The organism is Lutibaculum baratangense AMV1 (assembly GCF_000496075.1).
Classification (GTDB): domain Bacteria; phylum Pseudomonadota; class Alphaproteobacteria; order Rhizobiales; family Tepidamorphaceae; genus Lutibaculum; species Lutibaculum baratangense.
This window is the reverse complement of the sequence record NZ_AWXZ01000013.1, coordinates 188,528-210,538: the sequence shown is the minus strand read 5'-3', so window position 1 is coordinate 210,538 and position 22,011 is coordinate 188,528. Positions and strand designations below refer to the sequence as shown.

Sequence of the window (22,011 nt, the reverse complement as noted above, 5' to 3'; positions counted from 1 at the left end):
GGGCGCGATGACCGGTGGCGGAAAAGGCCTCGCCCTCGTCACCGGCGCGTCGGGCGGCATCGGCGCGGAGTTGGCCCGCGCCTTTGCGGCGCATGGCCACGACCTCGCCCTCACCGCCCGCTCGGAGGAGCGGCTTGACCTTGTCGCCGATGACGTCGCCGGCCGCTGGGGGGTGCGGGTCTCCGTGCTGCCGCTCGATCTGGGTCGTCGTGAGGCGCCGGCCGAACTCCTGGAGTGGACCCGAGCGGAAGGCCTGCAGGTCCACCATCTCGTGAACAACGCCGGATACGGCCTCACCGGCCCCTTCGGCGCCCATTCCCTCGACGAGGAGATGGGCCTCGTCGACCTCAACGTCCGCGCGTTGACGGAGCTCACGCACCGCTTCCTGCCGGGCATCGTGGAGGGGCGCGGCGGCGTCTTGAACGTCGCCTCGCTCGCGGCCTATCTGCCGGGCCCCTTCATGGCCTCCTACTATGCGAGCAAGGCCTACGTCCTTTCGTTCACCGAGGCGCTCGCCCGGGAGCACGCCGCATCGGGAGCCTCGGCGACGGCGCTCTGCCCCGGCCCCGTGCCCACCGGCTTTCAGGAGCGCTCGGGGATGCGGCTGCCGCGGATGGCGCGGCACATGCCGATGCTCACCGCGGCCGAAGTGGCCCGCCAGGGCTATGCCGCCTATCGGCGCCGCCAGACCGTCTGCGTTCCCGGCTTTTCCACCCGCCTCGGCGCATCGCTTCTGGGAGCCGCCCCCCGGTCGCTCACAGCCCGCCTTTCGGAGCGGCTGAACCGCATCCGCAGCTGATCCCTCGAACCTGCCGGCTCTTCTTCGCGTTGTGAGGGAGCAGACCGGCACGTTGCAGCGACAGCCGGTCGGCAGCCCTTCTTGCACCATCTGGAGCGTCGACATGACACGAAGCATTCTGGCCGCAATCGCCCTGGCATCGGGCGTGCTGGCGGCCGCACCGTCCCAGGCACAGGAGCGCGTCGAGGCGGGCGTCCTCCGCTGCGACGTCGCCGGCGGCACCGGGTTCATCTTCGGGTCGACCAAGCAGCTCAACTGCATCTACGAGAGCAACACCGGCCTCACACAGGCCTACACCGGCAACATCCGCAAGTTCGGCGTCGACATCGGCGCGACGGCCGACAGCGTCATCGTGTGGGGCGTCCTGGCACCGACCACGGACGTGCCTCCGGACACGCTTCGCGGCACCTATGACGGCATCTCCGCCGAGGCGACCGCCGGGGTCGGCATCGGCGCGAACGCCCTGATCGGCGGCAACTCGGAGTCCATCGTGCTGCAGCCCCTGAGCATCCAGGCGCAGTCCGGCCTCAACATCGCGGCGGGCCTGACGTCGATCGAGCTCGTCCCGGCCATGTGATCCGAGCCGCCCCGGCTGAACACGAGCGCAGAAGGCCCGGGTATCGGCCCGGGCCTTCTTGCGTTGGCACGCCGATGTGATGGAACCTTCGGCAATCGGCGATACTTCCGCCGAAGACAGCGGAGGTTCATGACATGCTCAAATGGATACCAGTCGCCGCCATTGCCCTGGCGGCCTTCCTCGGGGCCCCGTCCCCGGCAAGCGCCGCGAGCGGCTACGCGACCGGCGACGTCAACATGCGGACGGGACCGAGCACGCGCTACCATCGCATCCTCACCATTCCACGTGGTGCCCCCGTCGAGATCTACGGCTGCAGCGGCAGCTGGTGCGACACCGCCTATGCCGGACGTCGCGGATGGGTGTCCGGGCGCTACCTCTCGACGAGCGGCTACCGCGCGAGCAGCCGTGGCGGCATCTCGCCGGGCGCCGCAGCGGCCGGCATCATCGGCCTCGGTGTCGCCGGCGCGATCATCTCCAACGATCGGCGGTACTATCGTCACCGCCATTACCGGCCGCGCCACTACCATCACCGGGAATGGCGTCATCGCCCTCCCCGGCATCATTGGCGCCGGGGCTACGAGCACAGGCGGATCTCCCCGATGGACCGCCATCGTTGGGAACGGCAGCGCTACGGCAACTGAGGTCCCTGAAAAGGCAAAGAGCCCGCGCCACGAGGTGGCGCGGGCTCTTTCATTGCTCACGAAAACGGGCCGCGCATTGCGCGGCCCGTTGATCGCGATCGGCCGGGATCAGAACTTGTAGTTCAGACCGGCGCGAACGATGTGGGCGTCGAAGTCGGTCTCGTTGGAGATCGTCGTGAACTCGTCGCCGTCCGGAAAGCGCAGGTCATAGTCCTGGCTGCCGAGATCGACGTACAGGTACTCGACCTTCGCCGTCAGGTTGTCGGTGATCGCACCCTCGACACCGCCGCCGACGGCGTAGCCGATACGGGTCTTGTCGTCGCGGCCGAACCGGACGTCCTCGACGTCGCCGTCATAGGTGAAGCCGACATCGGCGTCGCCGTAGGCGATACCACCCGTCGCGTACACCAGGAAGCGGTCCATGGCGTAACCGGCGCGGATACGCGTGGTGCCGAACCAGTTCATCTCGGCGCCGAAGCGATACGTGCCGTCAGCGATGTCGTCGTCGTCGAAGAAGACGTCGCCGCTGCGCGAGGTGCTCAGGTCGGCCCACTGCAGATCCGTCTCCACACCGAAGACGAAGCTGTCCATCTGCCAATTGTAACCGATCTGGCCACCGACGATGGCGCCATCGGCGTCGATGTCGAAGCGGGTGCCGGAGTCGAAGATGTCGCCCTCGTCGGTCTTCACGCCGCCCCAGCCGTAGCCGGCGTTGAGACCGGCGTAGAAGCCCGTCCAGCTCCAGAGCGGCGCAGGTGCTGCGGCGATCGGCGCTGCCACGGGGCCCTTGTCGTAGATCGGCGCGTCGGCCGCCATGGCCGCGCCCGAAGCAGTGATCATCGCTGCGGCGGCGACGGAAGCCTTCAGCAGAGTCGTGCGCTTCATGTGGTAACCCTTCTCACATTGCGTTGCATCATCCCGCCACAGCGAGCCGGTGTCGCGGTGACGCGATGCACAGGGCCGCCAGAACTCGTGGCAGCTCCTCAACGCCAATCTATGCCCTCGGGTGCCGGCTGAAAGATGGCGAAAAAGCAGCGCGGGGCCCTTTGCCAAAGGGCGTTGCAGCAAGGGCACATCAGATGTTTGCAGAAGGGCGGGCGAGTTCGGCGCGATATCTTTCCGCCTCAGGAGTTATACATTCGTATCCGGGCATTTTGGATCGGTTAATTTCGCCGACTAGACCGTTTACGATAATCTGCACACTTGAGATATTCGGCCGCTTCATGCCGCGCCGCCACAACAAGGTGGGCCGACCACTTGGCGAAGAAGCAGATCGGCCCGTCCATCTGGAGTTTCCTCATCCTTGGCACGCCCCCGTGTCCCATCCGCACGGTGAGGGCGGAACGGCGCCGGCCACAATCCATCCCGAGGCGACCCTTTCTGCGACCGGCTTGATTCCGCCATCGGCGGCGACACCTCCCGCCGATGGATCAACTCCATGGAGGCCTTCATGCCGACATTTCTCATCACCGGCGCGTCGAGCGGGATCGGAGCGGCCACGGCGCGGGCCGCCGCCGAGGCCGGCTATGACCTCGTCCTCGCGGCTCGCTCGCGCGAGAAGCTCGATGGGCTCGTCTCGGAGATCGGCACTTCCCGCGCGATCGCTGTGGGCTGCGATGTCGCCAGTCTCGAGGACCAGCGGGCCATGGTGGAGGCGGCACTGCAGCGGTTCGGAACGGTCGACGTCGCCTTCGCGAATGCCGGTATCGGCTCGACGGGAGCCGGGGTAGAGCACGGTGACCCGGAGAACTGGCGCGACATGCTCATGACGAATGTCTATGGCTGCGCCCTCACGGCGAAGGTGTGCCTGCCGGAATTGCGGCGCGCCGAAGGACATATCCTCCTCACGGGCTCCCGGGCAGGACGCATGCCGCTCAGCGGCTCGCTCTACGGCGCCACGAAATGGGCGGTGACCGGCCTCGGCTACAATCTGCGGGAAGAGTTGTCCGGAACCGGCGTCCGGATGACACTCATAGAGCCCGGCATGGTCGACACGCCCTTCTTCGAAGAGGCCAAGCCGCACGCGCTGCGACCGGAGGACGTCGCGCGCGCCGTCATCTATGCGGTGAGCCAGCCTCGCCACGTGGACGTGTCGGAGATACTCGTCCTCCCCACCCCTGAGAAGAGCGAGCGATGAGAACCCAGAGCTTCGGTGCCGCCACGCGCGCAGTGTCCGTCATCGGCCAGGGCACGTGGTTTCTCGACGAGGCGGACCGGCGGACAGCGGTCGCCGCCCTGAGGCACGGGATCGATCTCGGTGCGACCCATATCGATACCGCGGAGATGTACGGCGAGGCAGAACCACTCGTCGGCGAAGCCATCGCCGGGCGCCGCGACGAGGTGTTCCTCGTCTCGAAGGTTCTGCCCTCGAATGCCTCGCGCAGCGGCGCGCCCGCCGCATGCGAGCGTTCGCTGCGCCGCCTCGGCACGGACAGGCTCGACTGCTACCTCCTTCACTGGCGAGGCAGCATCCCGCTCGCGGAGACCGTCGAGGCGATGGAGAGCCTCTTGGAAGCAGGCAAGATCCTGTCCTGGGGAGTCAGCAACTTCGACGTCGACGACCTCGATGAACTGGAGGAGATCGCCGGAAAGGAACGGATAGCCTGCAACCAGGTGCTCTACCACCTGGGGGAGCGGGCCATCGAGCACGAGGTGTCCGGCTGGTGCGAGAGGAACGGCGTCGCCCTCGTGGCCTACTCGCCCTTCGGCCACGACGACTTTCCGGAGCCGGGCTCGGCCGGCGGGCGCACCCTCGCCGACATCGCGCAGGCTCACGACGCCACGCCGCGCCAGGTGGCGCTCGCCTTTCTCACGCGCCGGCCCGGTCACTTCGCCATCCCGAAGGCCTCGGCGGCTGGCCACGTGGCGGAGAACGCGGCGGCGGGACGTCTCGTCCTCGACGAGACGGAGATCGGCCGCATCGAGGAGGCCTTTCCCCTCGGGCGAAAGCCCCGCCACCTGCCGATGCTGTGATTCCTCAGGAGGTCAGACAATCGAAGAGCGTCGGCGGGCCCATCGCATGCGCGCTCTCGATCGCGAGGATCCGCCGCTTCGTGTCGATCCCGCCATTCGCCGAGAACCCGCCGATGCGCCCGCCGGCAGCCAGCACGCGGTGGCAGGGCACGATGATCGGAAAGGGATTGCGGCCGAGCGACCGGCCGACTGCCTGCGCCGCGACGGCGCGGCCGCAACGTTGCGCCACGGCCCCGTAGGTCATGGTCGTGCCCGGCGGAATCCTCCGGGCCACCTCGTAGACGCAGCGGTCGAACTCCGGCAGGTGATCCATGTCGAGATCGATGCTGCCCAGATCCCTCGCCTCCCCGGCGAGGAGCGCGACGATTCCCCCGATGGCGGCCTGCCCCATCGGCCCAGGCTCGCCAGGGGCGGCACCGGGATGCCGGCGCCGGATCCGACGGACCGTCTCGTCCTCGTCGCGCTCGGGAAGTTGCACCGCGACGAGCCGCTCCCCTCGCCAGGCGACGGCGCAGGTGCCGATCGAAGTCGCGAATGGCGTGAAGCGGATGCCGTCCATGATCGAAGCGTATCACGGCACGCGCGGCAGCGATGCCCCTTCGCAGAGACTGCGGCCGGCTCCGTCAGACCAGATCGTGGCTCGCCACCGGTTGCACGCCCGCCTCGTTCATCTCGCCCATGGCGGCAGCGAGCGAGCCATCGAGGTCGATCGCTCGGCAGGCATCGGTGACGATCAGCACGTCGAAGCCGTGCCGGCGGGCGTCGAGTGCCGACCACGCGACGCAGAAATCGGTGGCGAGACCGCAGATGACGATCCGCGAAAGTCCGCGCTCGCGCAGGTAGGCCGAGAGGCCCGTCGGCGTCGTGCGGTCGTTCTCGTAGAAGGCGGAGTAGGAATCGATCTTCGGGTGGAAGCCCTTGCGCAGGATGAGCTGAGCCCTGTCGACCTCGAGCGCGGGATGGAAGGCCGCGCCTCGCGTGCCCCGGACGCAGTGGTCGGGCCACAGGACCTGCTGCCCGTACTCCGCCTCGACCGTTTCGTAGGGCCGCCGTCCCGCGTGCGAGGAGGCGAAGGAGGAGTGCCCCGCCGGGTGCCAGTCCTGCGTCAGAACCGCATTTGAGAATCGCGCGAGCAGCGCGTTGACCGGCGCCACCACGTCCTCGCCACCCGGAACGGCGAGAGCGCCGCCGCTGCAGAAGTCGTTCTGAACGTCGACCGCGAGCAGAACGTCGGTCGGTCCGATCTGCCGGGCTCCCGTCATCGCAGACGCACCTCCTCAGATCGACACGGCAGGCTCAGCGGACCGGAGCGGCCTTCTCGGCCGGCGTCCTCCGTTCCGCATCCGCGTCGCTCTTCCCGTCGCCGTTCTTGCGCAGATACGCCTTCGCGATGACGTTGGCCGAAACGGGCGCCGTCAGGAAGAGGAAGATCGTGACCAGGAGCTCGTGGAACGACAGGTTACCCTGCCCGATCAGGAAGTAGAGCATCGAGGCGATCAGGATGCTCCCCACCCCGAGGGTCGTCGCTTTCGTGGGCCCGTGAAGACGTCGCATCGTGTCCGGCAACTTCGCAAGGCCGAAAGAGCCGACGAAGATGAAGAACCCGCCGATCACGAGAACGATGCTGATGACGATATCCGCGATCAGGTACATCCGCTCACTCCATCACGTTGCCGCGCACGATGTACTTGCAGAATGCGACGGTCGCCACGAAACCGACCATCGCGAAGAGCATCGCGGCCTCGAAGAAGGTCGTGGTTTCCCAGAAGATCCCCGCCAGCATGATCAGCGCGATGGCGTTGATCGTCAGCGTGTCGAGCGCGAGGATCCGGTCGGTCACGTGCGGCCCTATCAGCAGCCGGTAGAGCGTGAGCAGGCTGGCGATGGAAACGGCGACGGCCGCGAAGACGGAAGCATAGAAGATCACTGGAAGATCCTTAGCAGGCGACTTTCGTAGCGTTGCTTGATCTGGGCCACCGCCTCCGCCTCGTCCTTGAGGTTCAGGCAGTGGACCATGAGCGTGTGGCCCTCGTGGTCGTAGTCGGCGGTGAGCGTCCCAGGCGTCATGGTGATCGTGCCGGCGAGGACCGTCACGGCCTCGGGAGACTCCAGGTCGAGCGGGACCGTGATGAACGTCGAGTTCAGGCTGTCGCCGCGACGGAACAGGACGAGCTTCGCGACCTCGATGTTCGACACCACGATGTCGTAGAGGACGATCGCCGCGTATTCGAGGATCACCATGGGCCGTCTGACCGACGGGCGGCCGGGCCAGTAGACGGCAGTCATGCTCGGCACCGCCACGGCGATGACCGCCGCCAGGACGAACACGCCGACCGAGACGTGGTTCGACAGCAGGATCCACACGACGAAGACGGCAAGGCTCAGCAGAGGATGTGGGAGAATGGTGGCGGTCATCTCACGGCTCCTGCATGGCGAGATCGGTTTCCGGCAGCACCGCGCCGATATAGCGGCCCTGGTCGAGGAGCTCCCGCGCCGTGGCTGTCATCGCGTCCATCACCGGCCCGCCGAGCACGGTCAGCGCGCCGGTGAACACGAGGAGCGTCGCGACGATGGCGATCGGAGCAGCCCCGACCGGCCTGGCCTTCGACGGCTCCGCAGCCAGGGCGGCGACGGCGGGTGCCTTCCAGAACAATGTGCTGCCCGCCCGCAGATAGCCCACGAGCAGGAGCAGGCTCGTGCCGAGGATCACCGCCCAGCCCGCAAAGCCGGCTCCGTTCTCGCGGATCGAGCTGAGGATCGCCACCTTGCCGACGAAGCCCGACAGCGGCGGCATGCCGACCATGGCGATGGCCGCGCCGAAGAACAGGGCGGCGAGAAGCAGGTTGCGCGGCGTCGCCGCCTCCGGCACCAGCCGGTCGATCGTCGTGCCCCGGCCGGCCGCGACGATGTCGACGATCAGGAACAGGACGGCGCCGACGAGGCAGCTATGGAGCAGATAATAGAGCGCGGCCGCGATCTGCCGCTCCTCGATGCCCGCGCCGGCGATCAGCAGCGTGCCCATCGACGCGACGATCGAGAACGACGCGAGCTGGAGCATCGACTTGCTCGCGAGAACCCCGATCGAGCCGACGATCAGCGTCAGCGCCGCCGCGGGCAGCAGAAGCTGCTGCAGGAGATCCGACACGCCCGCGACGCCAGAAGCGAAGACGAGCGTGTGGACGCGGATGATCGCATAGGCGCCCACCTTGGTGAGCACCGCGAACAGCGCCACGGCCGGGGCCGAGGTCGCTGAATACGTCGTCGGCAGCCACCAGTGGAACGGGGCGAGCGCGCACTTCATCGCGAAGACGGAGAAGAGAAGGAGAGATCCGACGCTGAGGAGCGCGTGGTTCTCGGGCGGCAGCTGGGACACCCGGACGGCGAGGTCCGCCATGTTGAGCGTGCCCGTCACCCCGTAGATCAGGCCGACCCCGAACAGGAAGACGGTGGACGCGACGAGATTGATCGCGACGTACTGGAAGCCGGACTTCATGCGCCAGGCCCCGCCACCGTGCAGCACGAGCCCGTATGAGGCGATCAGCAGGATCTCGAAGAAGACGAAGAGGTTGAACAGGTCGCCCGTGAGGAACGCCCCGTTTATGCCGAGAAGCTGGAACTGGAAGAGCGCGTGGAAATGCTGCCCACGGGCGTCCCAGCCGATCACGGCATAGAGAAGCGCCGCCAGCGCGATCACCGACGTCACGACGAGCATCAGCGCCGACAGGCGGTCGAGCACGAGCACGATGCCGAAGGGCGCCGGCCAGTCGCCGAGGAAATAGGCCTCTGGCCCGCCGGCGGCCAGGCTCCACAGATAGAGCGCGTTCCCGACGAGGAACGCCGTCACTCCCACCGACACCCAGCGCTGCGCGCCGAGGCCCGCGTGGCGCATCAGCACGAGCACCGCCGCGGTCAGGGCCGGCAGGATGACCGGCAGGATGATCCAGTGGTTCACCATTCGTTGCCTCGGGGCTCGGGGCCGAAGTCACGCACCATGTCCTCCGGGCCGATGGCCGCCGCATCGGATCCGGTATCGAGGAAGCTGCGGAGCGCAAGCACGACGATCAGCGCGGTCATGCCGAAGGAGATGACGATCGCGGTCAGCACCAGGGCCTGGGGCAGCGGATCGGCGTAGAGGATGTTGCTGCCCTCGTAGATCGGGGGCGCGCCGATCGTCAGGCGGCCCATCGTGAACAGGAACAGGTTGACCCCGTAGGACAGGAAGGTGAGCCCCACCACGATCGGCAGCGTCCTCCGGCGCATCATGAGGTAGATTCCGGTCGCGGTGAGAAAGCCGATGCCGGAGGCGACGAGAAGCTCCATCAGACAGGCTCCTTCTGCCGTTCACGCGCGAAAGGGGCGGGCGCTGCGGGTTGCGAAGCCGCCGGTTCCGGACCTAGCGCGGGCTTCGGCAGCGTTCCGGCCTGCTCCATCTCGTCGCCGATCGCCTCGGCGCGGGAAATGGTGGACAGGCTCAGGAGGACGGTACCGACGACCACGAGGAAGACGCCGAGATCGAAGGCCAGCGCCGAGGCGAGCTCCACCTCGCCGATGAGCGGGATGTGGAAATAGTCGTAGGTGCTGGTGAGGAACGGCGATCCGAAGAGCCAGGAGGCGACCCCCGTCGCGCCGGCGATCAGGATCCCCGCGGAGATCATAAGCTGGCCGTCGAGACGACGACGGTCGTGCGCCCAGGCGTAACCGCTCGCGACATACTGCATGATGAAGGCGATCGCGACGACGATGCCGGAGATGAACCCTCCGCCGGGCATGTTGTGGCCGCGCAGGAAGATGAAGATGCCGACGGTCAGCGCCAGAGGCAGGAGCACGCGCGTGACCACCACCAGCATGATCGGGTGCGGCTCGCCGCTCCGTGACGAGAGCGGCCGCGCCATCGCGCCGGCGGCCTGACGTGCCTTCGGGCCGAGGTCCAGAAGGGCGAAGATGACGAGAGCGGCGATGCCGAGCACGATGATCTCGCCGTAGGTGTCGTAGCCACGGAAATCGACGAGGATGACGTTCACGACGTTCGTGCCGCCACCGCCGGGCTTTGCCTGAGCGATGTGGTAGTCGGATATCGTCTGGTAGCCGCGCGTGAGGACGGAGAGGGCGAGAGCGCCGACAGCCACTCCGGAGAAGAGCGCGGTGACGCCGTGACCGGCCCTCAAGCCCGCGCTCGTCTCATGCGGGGTGGATTTCGGCAGGAGGTTGAGGGCGAGCAGCATGAGAATGGTCGCCACCACCTCGACCGAGATCTGCGTCAGCGCCAGATCGGGCGCCGAGAACTGCAGGAAGACGAGCGACACGACGAGGCCGGCGATGGCCGTCACGATCAGCATGAGCAGCCTGTCGTGGTGACGGACCACGGCGACGCCGCAGGCGGTGAGCAGGGCGAGCCAACCGACCATCGCCGGCAGGCTCATTCCAAGCATGTCGGCCGTCCCGCCGCCGTGCGTCGTGTTGAAGAACGCAGCCGCGCCCAGGCCCGCGACGGCAAGCACGATCACGAACATGTAGCGCGACAGGTCGTTGTTGTGCAGGAACGTCGTCAGGCCCGACGCGCCGGCCGCGCCCGCCCGTACGGTCCGCTCGAAGGCCGGCTTCGCCTCGGGTCGCGGCGCCGCCTGCCGCATCTGCTCGATCGGCCCATACGCCGCCAGCAGCAATAGGCCGCCCGCCACCGCGATGATGCTCATCACGAGCGCCGGCGTCACCCCGTGCCAGAGCGAGAGGTAGAAGTTGGGCAGTTCGCCGTTGATGACGGCCGCCGCGGTCAGCCTGACGATCGGCTCCGCCAGGCCCGGCACGAGGCCGAAGACGATGACGGGCACGACCAGTATGGCCACGGGCAGCCACATGCCGAGGGGCGGGTCGTGCGGCGGGTGCTTCGCGTCGGGGAACCGCGTCTCGCCGAAGAAGGTGGCATGGAGAAGACGTGCCGAGTAGGCCACCGAGAATAGCGCCCCGAGGGTCGCCAGCAGCGGGAACAGCCAGGGCATCCCGCCATAGACGGTGTGACTGGCCTCCTCGAGCATCATCTCCTTCGACACGAAGCCGTTGAAGAGCGGGATGCCCGCCATCGCGAGCGAGGCGATGATCGCCAGCGTCGCGGTGATCGGCATCAGTTTCCGCAAGCCGCCGAGCTTGGCGATGCTGCGCGTGTGGGTCTCGTGGTCGACGATGCCGGCGCTCATGAAGAGAGCGGCCTTGAAGGTCGCGTGGTTGAGGATGTGCAGCACCGCGGTCACCGCCGCCATCCGAGTCCCCAGGCCGAGCAGCATCGTGATCAGCCCGAGATGGCTCACGGTCGAGTAGGCGAGCAGCGCCTTCAGGTCGTCGCGGAAGATCGCGATCCACGCCCCGACCACCATCGTCGTCAGGCCTGCCAGAGAGACGACCAGGAACCACATCTCCGTTCCCGCGAAGACCGGCCACAGCCGTGCGAGAAGGAAGATGCCGGCCTTCACCATGGTCGCGGAGTGCAGGTAGGCCGAGACCGGCGTCGGCGCCGCCATGGCGTGCGGCAGCCAGAAATGGAAGGGAAACTGCGCCGACTTCGTGAAGGCGCCGATCAGGATCAGCCCGAGCATCGGCACGAAGAGCGGCGAGGAGACGACCACGTCGCGGCGCTGGATGATCTCGCTCAGCTCGTATGTGCCGGCGACGCTGCCGAGCATGAGCATGCCACCGATCAGGGCAAGACCGCCGCCACCGGTGACGATCAGCGACATGCGCGCACCCTGCCGGGATTCAGGCAGGTGGTTCCAGTAACCGATCAGCAGGAAGGAGCTCAGGCTGGTGAGCTCCCAGAAGACCAGCATGAGGATGATGTTGTCGCTGAGGACGATTCCGAGCATCGCCCCCTGGAACAGGAGCAGGAATGCGTAGAACCGCCCCATCGGATCCGCGCTCGCGAGATAGAACCTCGCGTACAGGATGACGAGGAGGCCCATCAGCAGGATGAGAGAGGCGAAGAACAGTCCCAGCCCGTCGACGAAGAAGGAGAAGTTCAGGCCGAGTTCGGGGATCCAAGCCGCGCGGAAGCCGACCTCCTCGCCGGAGATCACCCCAGGCGCGAGCGTCATGAGAAGCACGAAGGCCGTCAGGCTTATCAGGCCGGTCGAAATGGAACAGATGTTGCGGCCGGCACGGTCGCTCAGGACCGGGACGAATGCCCCAAGCGTCGGAATGAGGGCAACCAGTGCAGCGATCATCACCGTTCCATGCTGGAACGCCCCGGCCCGGGGAGCCGGGGTGGTAGCGACGGTCGCCGCCCTGCCTCCCCCGCGGGACGCTCTTCCGTTTCCTCTGGTCTTGTTGCGGCGCCGGCTAAAGGACGGACAGGACGATGAAGGCGCCCAGCATCAGGGCCATGGACAGGCCCCAGTTCCGCTCGAGCTCCGCTACGAACGACAGGAGCATACGCCTGGCCGACCGCAACGCCCCATCACGTTGCTCGACCGCCTGCACCCGCTCGAACTCTCGCTCGCCCCCATAAGGTCGGGCTGCGCCCTTCCCTCGAGACACCATCGCCAGACACCTCTCAAGCCGGTTCCGGCGTCCGCGACTTCCGCCGCGAACTTTCCGGTGGAGATTCAATGCGGTGGCCGCGGGGAACAAGCTGGGGGGACTCCGTCGGTTATGTTACCTCGGATAAAACCCCTCCGTGGAAACACTGTAGTGCGAAGCCCTCCGGAACAGCCGATAAGCCCCTCGGAAAACCGCCTGGAGCTGGATCGGGACACCGCACAGAACGTGTTCGTGGCATGGCCGCTGTGGGTCGTCGCCTATGTGGCGCTCGACTATGTGAGCTTCATCGAGTCCTATCGGGGGCTCGCAATCACGCCTTGGAACCCCACGGCCGGCCTGGCGGTCGCGCTCGTCTTCCTCGGCGGATGGCGGCACGCGCCGGTCGTCATCGTCTCGCCGGTTCTGGCGGGGGTGCTCGTGCGCGGGGGCACGGTGCCCGTGCCGATCCATCTCGTCGAGGGGCTGCTGTTCGGCGGAAGCTACCTCGTGGCCGGCCTCGTGGCTCGCCACGTACTGAAGCTCAGCCCCCGGCTCCAGAGCCCGGGCGCGACGATCCGCCTCATGCTCCTCGCGGTCGGGGGAAGCGCTTTGGCGGCCTTCAGCTACATCCTCGTACTCGGACTCGCGGATATCCTCCGCGGCGGCGAGATCCTCGAGGCGTTCCTGTACTTCTTCGTCGGCGACCTGATCGGCATTCTCATCTTCTTTCCCGCGACGCTGATCGTCCTGACGCGGCAGTGGCGGCCGCTCATGACGTGGGAGATTCTCCCTCAGGGCCTCGCGATCGCGGCGGCCTTCGCGGCCATTTTCGCCGTTCCCCATGCACGGGAGTACCAGCTCTTCTACCTTCTGTTCCTGCCGCTCCTGTGGTGCTCGTTCAGAAGCGGCATCGTCGGCGCCGTCGCCGCGCTCTTTGTCGTCCAGGTGGGGCTGATCGTCGCGGTGCATCTCCGGGGAGGGCTGCTCCTCGAGCTCGTCTCGTTCCAGATGCTGATGATCTCCCTCGCCGGAACGGGCCTCGTCTTCGGCAGCCTCATCGACCAGCAGCGCATCGCCGCCTCCCGGCTGCGCCAGCAGCAGCTGGCGCTCGGTCGCGCCCTGCGCATGCGCTCGGTCGGCGAAGTCGCCACCGCGATCGCCCACGAGGTGAACCAGCCCATCACCTCGATCAGAACCTACGCCGGCCTTGCGCGGGACGCTCTCGCGGCGGAACGCAAGGACGATGCGATGAATGCGGTCCTGCGCATCAGGTCGGAATGCGACCGCGCGAGCTCGATCATCCGTTCCACGCGCGAGCTCGTGCGCCAGGAGATCGCCCGCCCCTGCCCCGTCGAGATGGAGAAGCTCATCGTCGAGGTGCGCGACCTTCTGGTCGACCGCCTCGGCCATGTGTCTCTGGCGATCGAGGTCGCGCCCGAGGCCCGCACCGTCACCTGCGACCCGGCCCAGGTGAAGCAGGCTCTCTATAACCTCGTCGACAACGCCCTCGACGCCATCGACTCCGACGGCGCCCGTGGCACGATCCTGATCCGCGTCACCGTGCCCGATCCGCAGACGGTCGAGATTGCGGTACGAGACACCGGGCCGGGTTTTCCCGAGGACTTTGCCGCCTCGGGGATTACGCCCCTCGTCTCGACGAAACCCGAGGGAACGGGTATCGGCCTGTCGATCGCACGCTCCGTTGCCGAGACGCATGGCGGATCGCTCCTGATCGAGAGCGACGTCTCCGGCGCGACCGTCCGGCTCCGTCTCGCCGCCCAACCCGAGAAGTCACGAGAATGAACACCGTATCGCTCATCGACGACGACCCCGGCGTGCTCGATGCCGTGGGAACCCTGTTCGAGACGAAGGGCCTTTCGGTGAACCGCCACGCGAGCGCGGTCGCCTTCCTGAAGGCCCCCGTCACGGGAGGCTGCGTCGTGAGCGACCTCAGGATGCCCGAGCTCAACGGGCTCGAGCTCGTCAGGCTTCTCAAGGCGGAAGGTGATCCCCGGCCCATCATCCTTCTCACGGCGCACGGCGACGTGGAGCTGGCCGTGCGCGCCCTGAAGGCGGGAGCCTTCGACTTCATCGAGAAGCCGTTCGAAGAGGAGCGCCTCCTCGCCGCCGTCACGGCTGCCCTAGAGGCGGGGCAGCGCTCCGCCGTGCGGGCGAGCGAGCTGTCGGATCTCAAGCAGCGCTACGACAGCCTGTCCGAACGGCAGAAGGAGGTGATGTGGCTCGTCGTGTCCGGCTGCGCGAACAAGGAAGTCGCCGCCCGGCTCGAGATCAGCATCCGCACCGTCGAGACCTACCGAGCCTGGGTCTTCGAGAAGATGGGCGTGAAGACGCTCCCCGAGCTCGTGCGCCAGAGCATCGCGCTCGAGGAGCTCGTGCAGCCCGAGGCGGGCGAGCCGACGCCCGCCCGCTGACCGCCGCCCGTCAGCTCCGCGAGCCCGAAGGCGCGACGCTGCTCGCCGAGAGGCCGTGGCTCAGCACGATCTTCTCGATCAGGCCGTCTCGCTTGGCCTCCTCGATGAACTGCGTGGCGAGCTCGAGCGCCTCGGCCTTGCCCTTGGCCATGGCGAGCGCGGTGCCGGTCGCATGGAAATGGTCGTCGAGGATGCGCGTGTCCGGAAGCGACCTCGCGATGCCCATCAGCGATTCGCGGCCCAGCGCCAGCGCGTCGGCATCACGGCGGCGGAAGCGCTCGATCGCGTCCTCGAGCGAGTTCAGGCCCTCGGCCGTGGTGTTCATCAGCGTGCGGCGGGCGCTGCGGATGGTCGCGGTGTTCTCCACCCCGAGCACGCGCACGCCCTCGAGGTCGACGTCCTTCACGGACCGGAACGGCGAGTCGGCATGAACGAGATAGGTGCTGTCGCCGAGATAATAGTCGGTGGTGAAGTCGACGACCTTCTTGCGGTCGGCGTCGACGGGGGTGAAGGCGACGTCCCAGCGGTCCTGGTTCGCGGTCTCGATGATCTCGCCCGAGCTCGCGAGCTTCACATACTCGAACGGCAGGCCGAGCCAGCGGGCGAGCTCGGCACCCAGGTCCACGGTGATGCCCACCGGCTCTCCCGTCTCGGGATCGGGCATCGTCCAGACGCCCGAGATCGACTTCCCGAAGGCGATCCCGATCCGCATCTTCCCGTGCGGCGCGAATTGCTGGCGCTCGAGATCGCCGAGCCCGGTCCCTGACATCGCTTGTCTTTCCTCATTGTCCTTCACGGGAGTCCCCCGCCGCTCCTGCTTAAGCCGCGAGCTGCGGCGCGTCGAGAGCGGATCACGCGTCGATCCCGGGGCTCGCCCAGGTGAGCGTCGGCCCGCTATAAGGAACCGGCCGCAGCGTCATCGCTAACTCTAGCCGCCGGGGAAACCGCGTGTCGAAGACCGTCTACGTCATCAACGGGCCGAACCTGAACCTGCTGGGGAAGCGCCAGCCCGAGATCTATGGAAGCGAGACGCTCGCCGACGTCGAGGCCGCCTGCCGCCAGGCGGGTGCCGCGGCAGGCGTCGAGATCCGGTTTCACCAGTCGAACGCCGAGCACGAGATCATCGGCTGGATCCACCAGGCGCGCGAGGACGCGGCCGGCATCATCATGAACCCCGCCGCTTTCACCCACACCTCCGTCGCGATCCTTGATGCGCTGAACGCCTTCGACGGGCCGGTGATCGAGGTGCACATCTCGAACGTCCACAAGCGCGAGACCTTCCGGCACCACTCCTACGTGTCGCTCAGGGCCGACGGCGTGATCGCCGGCTGCGGCACGCAGGGCTACCTGCTCGCCCTGCAGCGGGTCGCGGCGCTGATCGGGGCCGATTAGCCGAGGCGACAGGCCGACCGGGCTCAGATCAGGCCGCCATTCGGCTGCACGATCTGGCCGTGCACCCACGACGCCTTCTCCGACGCCAGGAAGGCGATCACCGCGGCGATCTCCTCGGGACGGCCGACCCGGTTGAACGGGCTCATCGAGGCCGAGCGCTTCAACGCCTCCTCGTTCTTGCCGGCGCGGAAGAGATCGGTGTCGACCGGCCCCGGCGCGACGGCATTGACCCGCACCCCGCGTCCGGCGAGCTCCTTCGCCATCGAACGCACCAGGCACTCGACGGCGGCCTTCGTCGCGCTGTAGGCGCCGATGCCCGGCGCCGCGTGTCGCACGAGCGAGGTCGTGAGCGCGATGATCGTGCCGCCGTCCGACACCCGGTTCGCCGCCTCGTGGAGGATGTTGAAGGCGCCGACGATGTTCACCTCGACCAGCCGCCGGAAGCTCTCCGGGTCGAACTGGCCGATCGGCCCCGGCGGCACGTTGATCCCGGCATTCGCGACCACGCAGTCCGGCCGGCTGCCGAAATCCGCCTCGAAGCGCTGGAAGACGTCTGCGACCTCGTTCGGCTTGCAGATGTCGACCTGGTAGGCCTCCACCCGCGCGCCCGTGGCGGCGGCCTCGGGCTTGCTGCTGACATAGGTGCAGGCGACGTCGAAGCCGTCGGCTGCAAGCGCCGTCACCGTTGCCGCGCCGATGCCGCGCGAGCCGCCGAAGACGAGGGCCGTTTTCTTGCTCATGTTCGCTTCCTGGTGTTCCCGTTCGTTCTGGAATCTTGGCGCGGGGCGCAGTCAGACGGTGACCGAGACCACCCGCTCCTCTGTCATCTCGTGGATGGCATAGCGCGGCCCCTCCCGCCCGAAGCCCGAGTCCTTCGAGCCGCCATAAGGCATCATGTCGACGCGCGAGCTCGACGTCTCGTTGACGTGGACGCCGCCGACCTGGAGCTGGCGCGCAGCACGGAACGCATCGCCGAGCCGGTTCGTGAAGATGCCCGTGGCGAGCCCATAGGGGGTCGCGTTCACCCGATCGATCGCCTCGTCGAGCGTGTCGAACGACGCGAGGCTCACGACCGGGCCGAACACCTCTGCGCAGCCGACCCGCATCGAGGGGGCGATGTCGGCCAGGAGTGTCGGCGGGACGACGGCGCGGTCGCGTGCACCACCGACGAGGCGCGTGGTGCCTCCGGCCATCGCCTCTCCGATCCACGCTTCGACGCGCGCCGCCTCCCTCTCGCTGATCAGCGGGCCGACCGACGTGCCCTCCACATGGGGATCTCCGTATAGCAGCGCCTCGACGAGCGGCACGAGCCGGTCGCGCATCTCGGCCAACACCTTGTCGTGCACGAGCAGCATCTGCACAGAGGTGCAGACCTGCCCGGCCTTGCGGTAGCCGGCGCCGACGATCTTCGGCAGCGCGCGCTCGAGATCGGCGTCGTCGCACACGATCGAGAAAGCGATCGAGCCGAGCTCCATCTGCGTGCGTCGCAGGCCCGCCGCCCGCTGAATGCTCAGGCCCACCTCGGTGCTCCCGGTGAAGGCGAAGAAGCTCACGCGCTCGTCGGCGATCAGGTGACGCGCCACGCCGCCCGGGCCGTGCAGGACCGACAGGAAGCCCTGCGGCAGACCCGCATCGACGAGCGACTCCGCGAGCAGGCAGGCCGTGACCGGCGTCAGCGAAGACGGCTTGAGGACGACCGCGTTGCCGGCGGCGAAGGCCGGACCGACCTTGTGCGCCACGGTGTTGAGCGGCGAGTTGAACGGGGTGATGGCCGCCACCACGCCGAGCGGCACGCGCAACGTGAAGGCGAAGCGGCCCGCCTGCCCCGGCGCACCCTCCAAGGGCACGATGTCGCCGGCGAGACGCCTGGCCTCCTCGCCCGAGAGCTTGAGCGTTTGCACGCAGCGCGAGACCTCGCCGTTCGCGTCGGTGAAGGTGAAGCCGGCCTCCGCCTGCATCGCCCGCACGAAGAGCGTGCGCCTCTCCTCCACGAGGGCGGCCGCGCGTTCCAGCACCGCGCCCCGCTCGTAGGCGACGGGGGCGCCGCGGCGGAAGGCAGCGCACGCGGCGTCCACCATCGCCGTCACCTGTGCGTGGCTGGCGGACCTCACGGTGGCAAAGGGCTCGAGCCGATATTTGTCGAGCACCTCGACGGTCTCGCCCTCGCCGTCCCACCACGCCCCGTCGAGGAGAAGCTGGTAGTCGCCCTCGGGGCTCACACGGTCGCCCGCCTTCAAGCTGATCCCGGTCACGTCACGACCCCACGAAGCTGTTTAGAGCCACAGGATTTCCTTCCGGTATTCGAGATCGTCGAGGAGTGCGGCCGCCGGGCCCTCGTGGAACACCGCGCCACGCTCGAGCGCGAAGACGCGGTCCGCCAGGGCGAGCACGAGGTCGAGATTGTGCTCGACGATGAGGATCGAGACCTCCTTGCGGAGCCGGTCGAACACGGTGAACAGCTCCTCCACGACCGTCGGCGCGAGGCCCTCGAAGGGTTCATCGAGGAGCAGGAGTCGGGTGTCTCCGGACAGCGCCCGGGCGACTGCGAGCATCTGCTGCTCGCCGCCCGAGAGGAAGTCGGCATAGGTGTCGCGCCGCTCGGCGAGGCGCGGGAACATGTCGAGGATCTTCTCCTGGCTCCACACGACGCCGGTCGCGCCGCCGGTTGCGCGGGCGAGACGACCGAGGCTCAGATTCTCCGCGACGGTCATGCCGGCGAAGATGCCCCTGCCCTGTGGCACGTAGGAAAGGCCCATGCGCGCGATGTCCGGCGCCTGCTTGCCGACGATCTCTCCGCCATCGAACGTGACGCTGCCGGAGGCGGCCGGCACCAGTCCGGCGACCGTCTTGAGGAAAGTCGACTTGCCCGCGCCGTTGCGGCCGAGAAGCGCGACGATCTCGCCCTTCCGGACCTGAAGCGACGCGTCGTTGATGATGTGGCTCTTGCCGTAGAAGGTGTTGACCCCCTCGACCGCGAGCAGCACCTTCCGGGGCTCCGAGCCCGCCGGGGCGCGACCGGTGACGGCGGGCGTGCCGGTCCCCGTGTAGATCTCCTGCACCCTCTTGTCGGAGCGGATCTCCTCCGGGCTTCCCGTCACGAGCACCTGCCCGTCGTTCATCACCGTGACACGGTGGGAGAAGCCGAGGACCCGGTCGATGTCGTGCTCGACGATGAGCACGGGGATGTTCGAGGCGACCGTCTTCACGAGGTGCGACACGCGCTCGCGCTCGGCCGCCGCGAGGCCGGCGAGCGGCTCGTCGAGCAGCAGGATCTGCGGCCGCGAGGCGAGCGCGATGCCGAGGTCGACGAGACGCTGGCCGCCATAGGAGAGGTCGCCGCCCTTGATGTCCTCGATCCCCTCGAGCCCGAGGAAGCGCACGAGCTCGCGCGTGTCCTGGTGAAGCTCCGGATAGGCGTCGATGTCGCGCCAGGCGTCGAATCGGCCGGAGTGGCGGGCCTGGGCCGACAGGCGCAGGTTCTCGTAGATCGTCAGGTTCTTGAAGAGATTCGTGATCTGGAACGAGCGCGCGAGCCCCTGCTGGCAGATCTCGTGCGTCGGCAGACCGTGGATCTCCCGGCCGTGCAGGCGCACCGTGCCGCTCGTCGGCGCATATGCCCCCGAGACGAGGTTGAAGAAGGTCGTCTTGCCGGCGCCGTTCGGACCGATCAGCGCGTGGATCTCGCCCGCGTCCATCGTCAGACTGGCACTTGACACGGCCCTGATCCCGCCGAAGTTCTTCGAGATCGCGTCGGCCTCGAGCACCCTGCCTTCGCGCCTCTGGGGGGTCAGGAAGGAGGGAAGGGACAGCCCCTCGTAGATCTTCCGCCGGCTCATCGCCGCGCTTTCCTGCGGCTCCTGGCGCCAGCGCCTGGTCGCCTGCTTCCAGGCGCCGACGAGCCCTTCCGGCGAGAACATGATGAAGGCGACGAAGATCAGGCCGAACCAGAGGAGCCAGTCGCCCGTCCAGATCGAGAACAGCTCGCGGAACAGGATGAAGAAGACGACGCCCAGCGCCGGGCCGAGGATGTTGTGCATGCCGCCGATGACGACCATCGCCAGAAGCTCGCCCGACATCTCGACCGAGGTCGCCTCGGCGGAGACGATGTAGTGCTGGAAGCCGGACAGCCCGCCGGCGAGGCCGGTTATCGCGGCCGACAGGACGAAGGCGGCGAGCTTGTAGCGCTGCACCGGATAGCCCTGGAAGATCGCCCGCGCCTGGTTCTCGCGGATCGCCACCAGCACGTGCCCGAACGGCGAGCGCAGGACCCGCAGGATGCCGAAGAGCACGGCGAAGCCGATGAGCGCGACGAAGATGTAGTAGGCGCGGGCGTCGTCCAGGTGGATCGGGCCGATCGAGCCGCGCGTCAGCCCGCCGAGGCCGTCCTCGCCGCCCGTCACCGCCGTCCAGCGGAAGGCGATCGTGTAGGCGAGCGCGGAGAGCGCGAGCGTCATCAGGGCGAAGTAGACGCCGCGCCTCCGTAGGATCAACAGCCCGATCGGCAGGGCGACCGCCGCCGTGAGCAGTGTCCCGAGGAGGAGCGGAAGAAGGATCTGGTCCGGCAGCCAGTGCTTCTGCGCCAGCGCCGCCCCGTAGGCTCCGATGCCGAAGAAGGCGCCGTGGCCGAACGAGACGAGGCCGGTGTAGCCGATCAGTATGTTGAGGCCGAGGGCCGCCATCGCCAGGATCACGAGGACGGACGCCGTGTTGACCGTCAACCCGATCGACTGCGTCGCGAAGGGTAGGACGACGAGACCGATCGCCGCGACGAGGAGCGGCCGGTATTTAGCAGGCGCGCTTGCGATCATTGTTCGAACTTCTCGATCGGCTCGCCGAGCAGGCCGCGCGGACGCAGAAGGAGCACGAGGAACATCAGCACGTACATCGAGGCCTCGCCCGCGGCCGGCACGAAGTGGATCGTCACGCCGCGCACGACGCCGACGAGCAGCGCCGCGAGCACGACGCCCCAGAAGCTGCCGAGCCCGCCGATGATGACGACGACGAAGGCGACGGTGATGATCTCGGCGCCCATTGCGGGATGGACGATCGTGATCGGTGCGAAGAGCGCGCCGCCGAGAGCAGCCATGCCGACACCGAGCATCACGACCGCCGTCATGTAGGGCTGCAGCCTGATGCCGAGCGCGGCCACCATGTCCGGCCGCTGGATACCCGCACGAACGACGCGACCGAACGAGGTCTTCTGCAGGAGAAGCCACAGTCCGACGAGCACGAGGGCGACGATCGCGAGCATCATCAGGCGGTATTGCGAGAACAGGAACGGGCCCACGATGACGGGCCCGCGCAGGGCGCCCGGGATCGAGACGGACAGAGGCGGCGCTCCCCAGACGATGCGGATGAGCTGCTCAGCCACCATCGCCAGACCAAAGGTGACGAGCAGGCTCAGGATCGGGTCCTGCTGGTAGAACCGGCGCAGAATGAAGCGCTCGAAGGCAATCCCGATGAGCGCCACGAGCACCGGGGAGATCGCCGTGGCGGGACCGAAGCCGATATGGTTGCCCAACGTCACGGCGATATAGGCGCCTAGTGCGTAGAACGCGCCGTGCGCCAGGTTCACGATGCCACCGACGCTGAAGATCAGCGACAGGCCGAGCGCGATCAGCAGGTAGTAGCCCCCGAGCACGAGGCCGTTGACGACCTGCTCGAGCAGGAAGACGAACTGCATGCCTGTTC

Annotated in this window: 23 protein-coding genes; 8 read left to right on the top strand and 15 right to left on the bottom strand. The window is 67.7% G+C overall.

The window, feature by feature from the left end; genetic code table 11:
- The first annotated feature begins 7 nt into the window (after window positions 1-7).
- From N177_RS03370 to N177_RS03360, 3 genes are all read left to right on the top strand, one after another.
- Window positions 8-799, top strand: a complete 792-nt coding sequence (locus N177_RS03370; RefSeq protein ID WP_023430824.1) for an SDR family NAD(P)-dependent oxidoreductase — start codon at window positions 8-10, stop codon at window positions 797-799.
- A 103-nt stretch (window positions 800-902) separates the two neighbouring features.
- Window positions 903-1,376, top strand: a complete 474-nt coding sequence (locus tag N177_RS03365; RefSeq protein WP_023430823.1) for a DUF992 domain-containing protein — start codon at window positions 903-905, stop codon at window positions 1,374-1,376.
- Between the two features lie 134 nt (window positions 1,377-1,510).
- Window positions 1,511-2,017, top strand: a complete 507-nt coding sequence (locus N177_RS03360) for an SH3 domain-containing protein (RefSeq protein ID WP_023430822.1) — start codon at window positions 1,511-1,513, stop codon at window positions 2,015-2,017.
- 108 nt (window positions 2,018-2,125) lie between these two features.
- Here the strand turns inward: N177_RS03360 and N177_RS03355 are convergent, their stop codons facing one another.
- Entirely contained in the window at window positions 2,126-2,902 is a 777-nt protein-coding gene (locus tag N177_RS03355) for an outer membrane protein (protein ID WP_023430821.1), read from the bottom strand.
- Between the two features lie 565 nt (window positions 2,903-3,467).
- Between N177_RS03355 and N177_RS03350 the strand changes: the two genes are divergently transcribed.
- Both N177_RS03350 and N177_RS03345 read left to right on the top strand, forming a co-directional pair.
- Window positions 3,468-4,154: an SDR family oxidoreductase gene (locus N177_RS03350; RefSeq protein ID WP_040485094.1), complete on the top strand. Its 687-nt coding sequence runs from the start codon at window positions 3,468-3,470 to the stop codon at window positions 4,152-4,154.
- Window positions 4,151-4,990 carry an aldo/keto reductase gene (locus N177_RS03345; protein ID WP_023430819.1) on the top strand — a complete coding sequence of 280 codons (840 nt, stop codon included), beginning with the start codon at window positions 4,151-4,153 and terminating at the stop codon, window positions 4,988-4,990. The genes N177_RS03350 and N177_RS03345 overlap by 4 nt, the downstream gene beginning before the upstream one ends.
- 4 nt (window positions 4,991-4,994) lie before the next feature.
- On the opposite strand, the gene N177_RS03340 is transcribed toward N177_RS03345, so the two are convergent.
- The 9 genes from N177_RS03340 to N177_RS21545 all read right to left on the bottom strand — a co-directional run bounded on the left by N177_RS03340 (window position 4,995) and on the right by N177_RS21545 (window position 12,517).
- The gene (locus N177_RS03340) at window positions 4,995-5,549 is read right to left on the bottom strand and encodes a methylated-DNA--[protein]-cysteine S-methyltransferase (RefSeq protein WP_023430818.1); all 555 of its coding nucleotides are present in this window, start codon (window positions 5,547-5,549) and stop codon (window positions 4,995-4,997) included.
- A gap of 64 nt (window positions 5,550-5,613) precedes the next feature.
- Window positions 5,614-6,252 (bottom strand): bifunctional nicotinamidase/pyrazinamidase, encoded by a 639-nt coding sequence (pncA, locus tag N177_RS03335; RefSeq protein WP_023430817.1) that lies wholly within the window; start codon window positions 6,250-6,252, stop codon window positions 5,614-5,616.
- A 34-nt stretch (window positions 6,253-6,286) separates the two neighbouring features.
- Complete coding sequence (locus N177_RS03330; protein WP_023430816.1) at window positions 6,287-6,643, bottom strand: Na+/H+ antiporter subunit G; 357 nt, start codon at window positions 6,641-6,643, stop codon at window positions 6,287-6,289.
- Window positions 6,644-6,647: 4 nt separating this feature from the next.
- Complete coding sequence (locus tag N177_RS03325) at window positions 6,648-6,917, bottom strand: K+/H+ antiporter subunit F (protein WP_023430815.1); 270 nt, start codon at window positions 6,915-6,917, stop codon at window positions 6,648-6,650.
- On the bottom strand, window positions 6,914-7,405 hold the full coding sequence (locus tag N177_RS03320; RefSeq protein ID WP_023430814.1) for a Na+/H+ antiporter subunit E: 492 nt from the start codon (window positions 7,403-7,405) through the stop codon (window positions 6,914-6,916). The genes N177_RS03325 and N177_RS03320 overlap by 4 nt, the downstream gene beginning before the upstream one ends.
- Window position 7,406: 1 nt before the next feature.
- A complete protein-coding gene (locus N177_RS03315; protein ID WP_023430813.1) occupies window positions 7,407-8,945 on the bottom strand; it encodes a monovalent cation/H+ antiporter subunit D in 1,539 nt (512 codons plus the stop codon).
- The gene (locus tag N177_RS03310; protein WP_023430812.1) at window positions 8,939-9,310 is read right to left on the bottom strand and encodes a Na+/H+ antiporter subunit C; all 372 of its coding nucleotides are present in this window, start codon (window positions 9,308-9,310) and stop codon (window positions 8,939-8,941) included. Before N177_RS03310 ends, N177_RS03315 begins: the two co-directional genes overlap by 7 nt.
- Window positions 9,310-12,201, bottom strand: a complete 2,892-nt coding sequence (locus N177_RS03305) for a monovalent cation/H+ antiporter subunit A (protein WP_023430811.1) — start codon at window positions 12,199-12,201, stop codon at window positions 9,310-9,312. The genes N177_RS03310 and N177_RS03305 overlap by 1 nt, the downstream gene beginning before the upstream one ends.
- A gap of 115 nt (window positions 12,202-12,316) precedes the next feature.
- Complete coding sequence (locus tag N177_RS21545; RefSeq protein WP_040485037.1) at window positions 12,317-12,517, bottom strand: hypothetical protein; 201 nt, start codon at window positions 12,515-12,517, stop codon at window positions 12,317-12,319.
- A 231-nt stretch (window positions 12,518-12,748) separates the two neighbouring features.
- Between N177_RS21545 and N177_RS03295 the strand changes: the two genes are divergently transcribed.
- The gene (locus tag N177_RS03295; protein WP_160170906.1) at window positions 12,749-14,299 is read left to right on the top strand and encodes an ATP-binding protein; all 1,551 of its coding nucleotides are present in this window, start codon (window positions 12,749-12,751) and stop codon (window positions 14,297-14,299) included.
- A complete protein-coding gene (locus N177_RS03290; RefSeq protein WP_023430808.1) occupies window positions 14,296-14,928 on the top strand; it encodes a response regulator transcription factor in 633 nt (210 codons plus the stop codon). The genes N177_RS03295 and N177_RS03290 overlap by 4 nt, the downstream gene beginning before the upstream one ends.
- Window positions 14,929-14,938: 10 nt before the next feature.
- Here the strand turns inward: N177_RS03290 and N177_RS03285 are convergent, their stop codons facing one another.
- Window positions 14,939-15,697 carry a transporter substrate-binding domain-containing protein gene (locus N177_RS03285; RefSeq protein WP_023430807.1) on the bottom strand — a complete coding sequence of 253 codons (759 nt, stop codon included), beginning with the start codon at window positions 15,695-15,697 and terminating at the stop codon, window positions 14,939-14,941.
- A gap of 179 nt (window positions 15,698-15,876) precedes the next feature.
- Between N177_RS03285 and aroQ the strand changes: the two genes are divergently transcribed.
- Entirely contained in the window at window positions 15,877-16,320 is a 444-nt protein-coding gene (gene aroQ / locus N177_RS03280; RefSeq protein WP_023430806.1) for a type II 3-dehydroquinate dehydratase, read from the top strand.
- A 23-nt stretch (window positions 16,321-16,343) separates the two neighbouring features.
- Here the strand turns inward: aroQ and N177_RS03275 are convergent, their stop codons facing one another.
- From N177_RS03275 to N177_RS03260, 4 genes are read right to left on the bottom strand one after another with little or no spacing between them, the layout of a single operon-like run.
- On the bottom strand, window positions 16,344-17,060 hold the full coding sequence (locus N177_RS03275) for an SDR family oxidoreductase (protein ID WP_023430805.1): 717 nt from the start codon (window positions 17,058-17,060) through the stop codon (window positions 16,344-16,346).
- 51 nt (window positions 17,061-17,111) lie between these two features.
- Complete coding sequence (locus N177_RS03270; RefSeq protein ID WP_244444226.1) at window positions 17,112-18,572, bottom strand: aldehyde dehydrogenase family protein; 1,461 nt, start codon at window positions 18,570-18,572, stop codon at window positions 17,112-17,114.
- 21 nt (window positions 18,573-18,593) lie between these two features.
- A complete protein-coding gene (locus N177_RS03265; protein WP_023430803.1) occupies window positions 18,594-21,128 on the bottom strand; it encodes a branched-chain amino acid ABC transporter ATP-binding protein/permease in 2,535 nt (844 codons plus the stop codon).
- Entirely contained in the window at window positions 21,125-22,003 is an 879-nt protein-coding gene (locus tag N177_RS03260) for a branched-chain amino acid ABC transporter permease (RefSeq protein ID WP_023430802.1), read from the bottom strand. The genes N177_RS03265 and N177_RS03260 overlap by 4 nt, the downstream gene beginning before the upstream one ends.
- Window positions 22,004-22,011 lie beyond the last annotated feature (8 nt).

What these genes read in the sequence shown, in the direction of transcription:
- N177_RS03355 (WP_023430821.1), bottom strand. Translation starts at nt 2,902, where the DNA reads ATGAAGCGCACGACTCTGCTGAAGGCTTCCGTCGCCGCCGCAGCGATG.
- N177_RS03350 (WP_040485094.1), top strand. Translation starts at nt 3,468, where the DNA reads ATGCCGACATTTCTCATCACCGGCGCGTCGAGCGGGATCGGAGCGGCC.
- N177_RS03305 (WP_023430811.1), bottom strand. Translation starts at nt 12,201, where the DNA reads ATGATCGCTGCACTGGTTGCCCTCATTCCGACGCTTGGGGCATTCGTC.
- N177_RS03365 (WP_023430823.1), top strand. Translation starts at nt 903, where the DNA reads ATGACACGAAGCATTCTGGCCGCAATCGCCCTGGCATCGGGCGTGCTG.
- N177_RS03345 (WP_023430819.1), top strand. Translation starts at nt 4,151, where the DNA reads ATGAGAACCCAGAGCTTCGGTGCCGCCACGCGCGCAGTGTCCGTCATC.
- N177_RS03340 (WP_023430818.1), bottom strand. Translation starts at nt 5,549, where the DNA reads ATGGACGGCATCCGCTTCACGCCATTCGCGACTTCGATCGGCACCTGC.
- N177_RS03310 (WP_023430812.1), bottom strand. Translation starts at nt 9,310, where the DNA reads ATGGAGCTTCTCGTCGCCTCCGGCATCGGCTTTCTCACCGCGACCGGA.
- pncA (WP_023430817.1), bottom strand. Translation starts at nt 6,252, where the DNA reads ATGACGGGAGCCCGGCAGATCGGACCGACCGACGTTCTGCTCGCGGTC.
- N177_RS03370 (WP_023430824.1), top strand. Translation starts at nt 8, where the DNA reads ATGACCGGTGGCGGAAAAGGCCTCGCCCTCGTCACCGGCGCGTCGGGC.
- N177_RS03320 (WP_023430814.1), bottom strand. Translation starts at nt 7,405, where the DNA reads ATGACCGCCACCATTCTCCCACATCCTCTGCTGAGCCTTGCCGTCTTC.
- N177_RS03275 (WP_023430805.1), bottom strand. Translation starts at nt 17,060, where the DNA reads ATGAGCAAGAAAACGGCCCTCGTCTTCGGCGGCTCGCGCGGCATCGGC.
- N177_RS21545 (WP_040485037.1), bottom strand. Translation starts at nt 12,517, where the DNA reads ATGGTGTCTCGAGGGAAGGGCGCAGCCCGACCTTATGGGGGCGAGCGA.
- N177_RS03330 (WP_023430816.1), bottom strand. Translation starts at nt 6,643, where the DNA reads ATGTACCTGATCGCGGATATCGTCATCAGCATCGTTCTCGTGATCGGC.
- N177_RS03290 (WP_023430808.1), top strand. Translation starts at nt 14,296, where the DNA reads ATGAACACCGTATCGCTCATCGACGACGACCCCGGCGTGCTCGATGCC.
- N177_RS03260 (WP_023430802.1), bottom strand. Translation starts at nt 22,003, where the DNA reads ATGCAGTTCGTCTTCCTGCTCGAGCAGGTCGTCAACGGCCTCGTGCTC.
- N177_RS03265 (WP_023430803.1), bottom strand. Translation starts at nt 21,128, where the DNA reads ATGATCGCAAGCGCGCCTGCTAAATACCGGCCGCTCCTCGTCGCGGCG.
- N177_RS03315 (WP_023430813.1), bottom strand. Translation starts at nt 8,945, where the DNA reads ATGGTGAACCACTGGATCATCCTGCCGGTCATCCTGCCGGCCCTGACC.
- N177_RS03285 (WP_023430807.1), bottom strand. Translation starts at nt 15,697, where the DNA reads ATGTCAGGGACCGGGCTCGGCGATCTCGAGCGCCAGCAATTCGCGCCG.
- N177_RS03360 (WP_023430822.1), top strand. Translation starts at nt 1,511, where the DNA reads ATGCTCAAATGGATACCAGTCGCCGCCATTGCCCTGGCGGCCTTCCTC.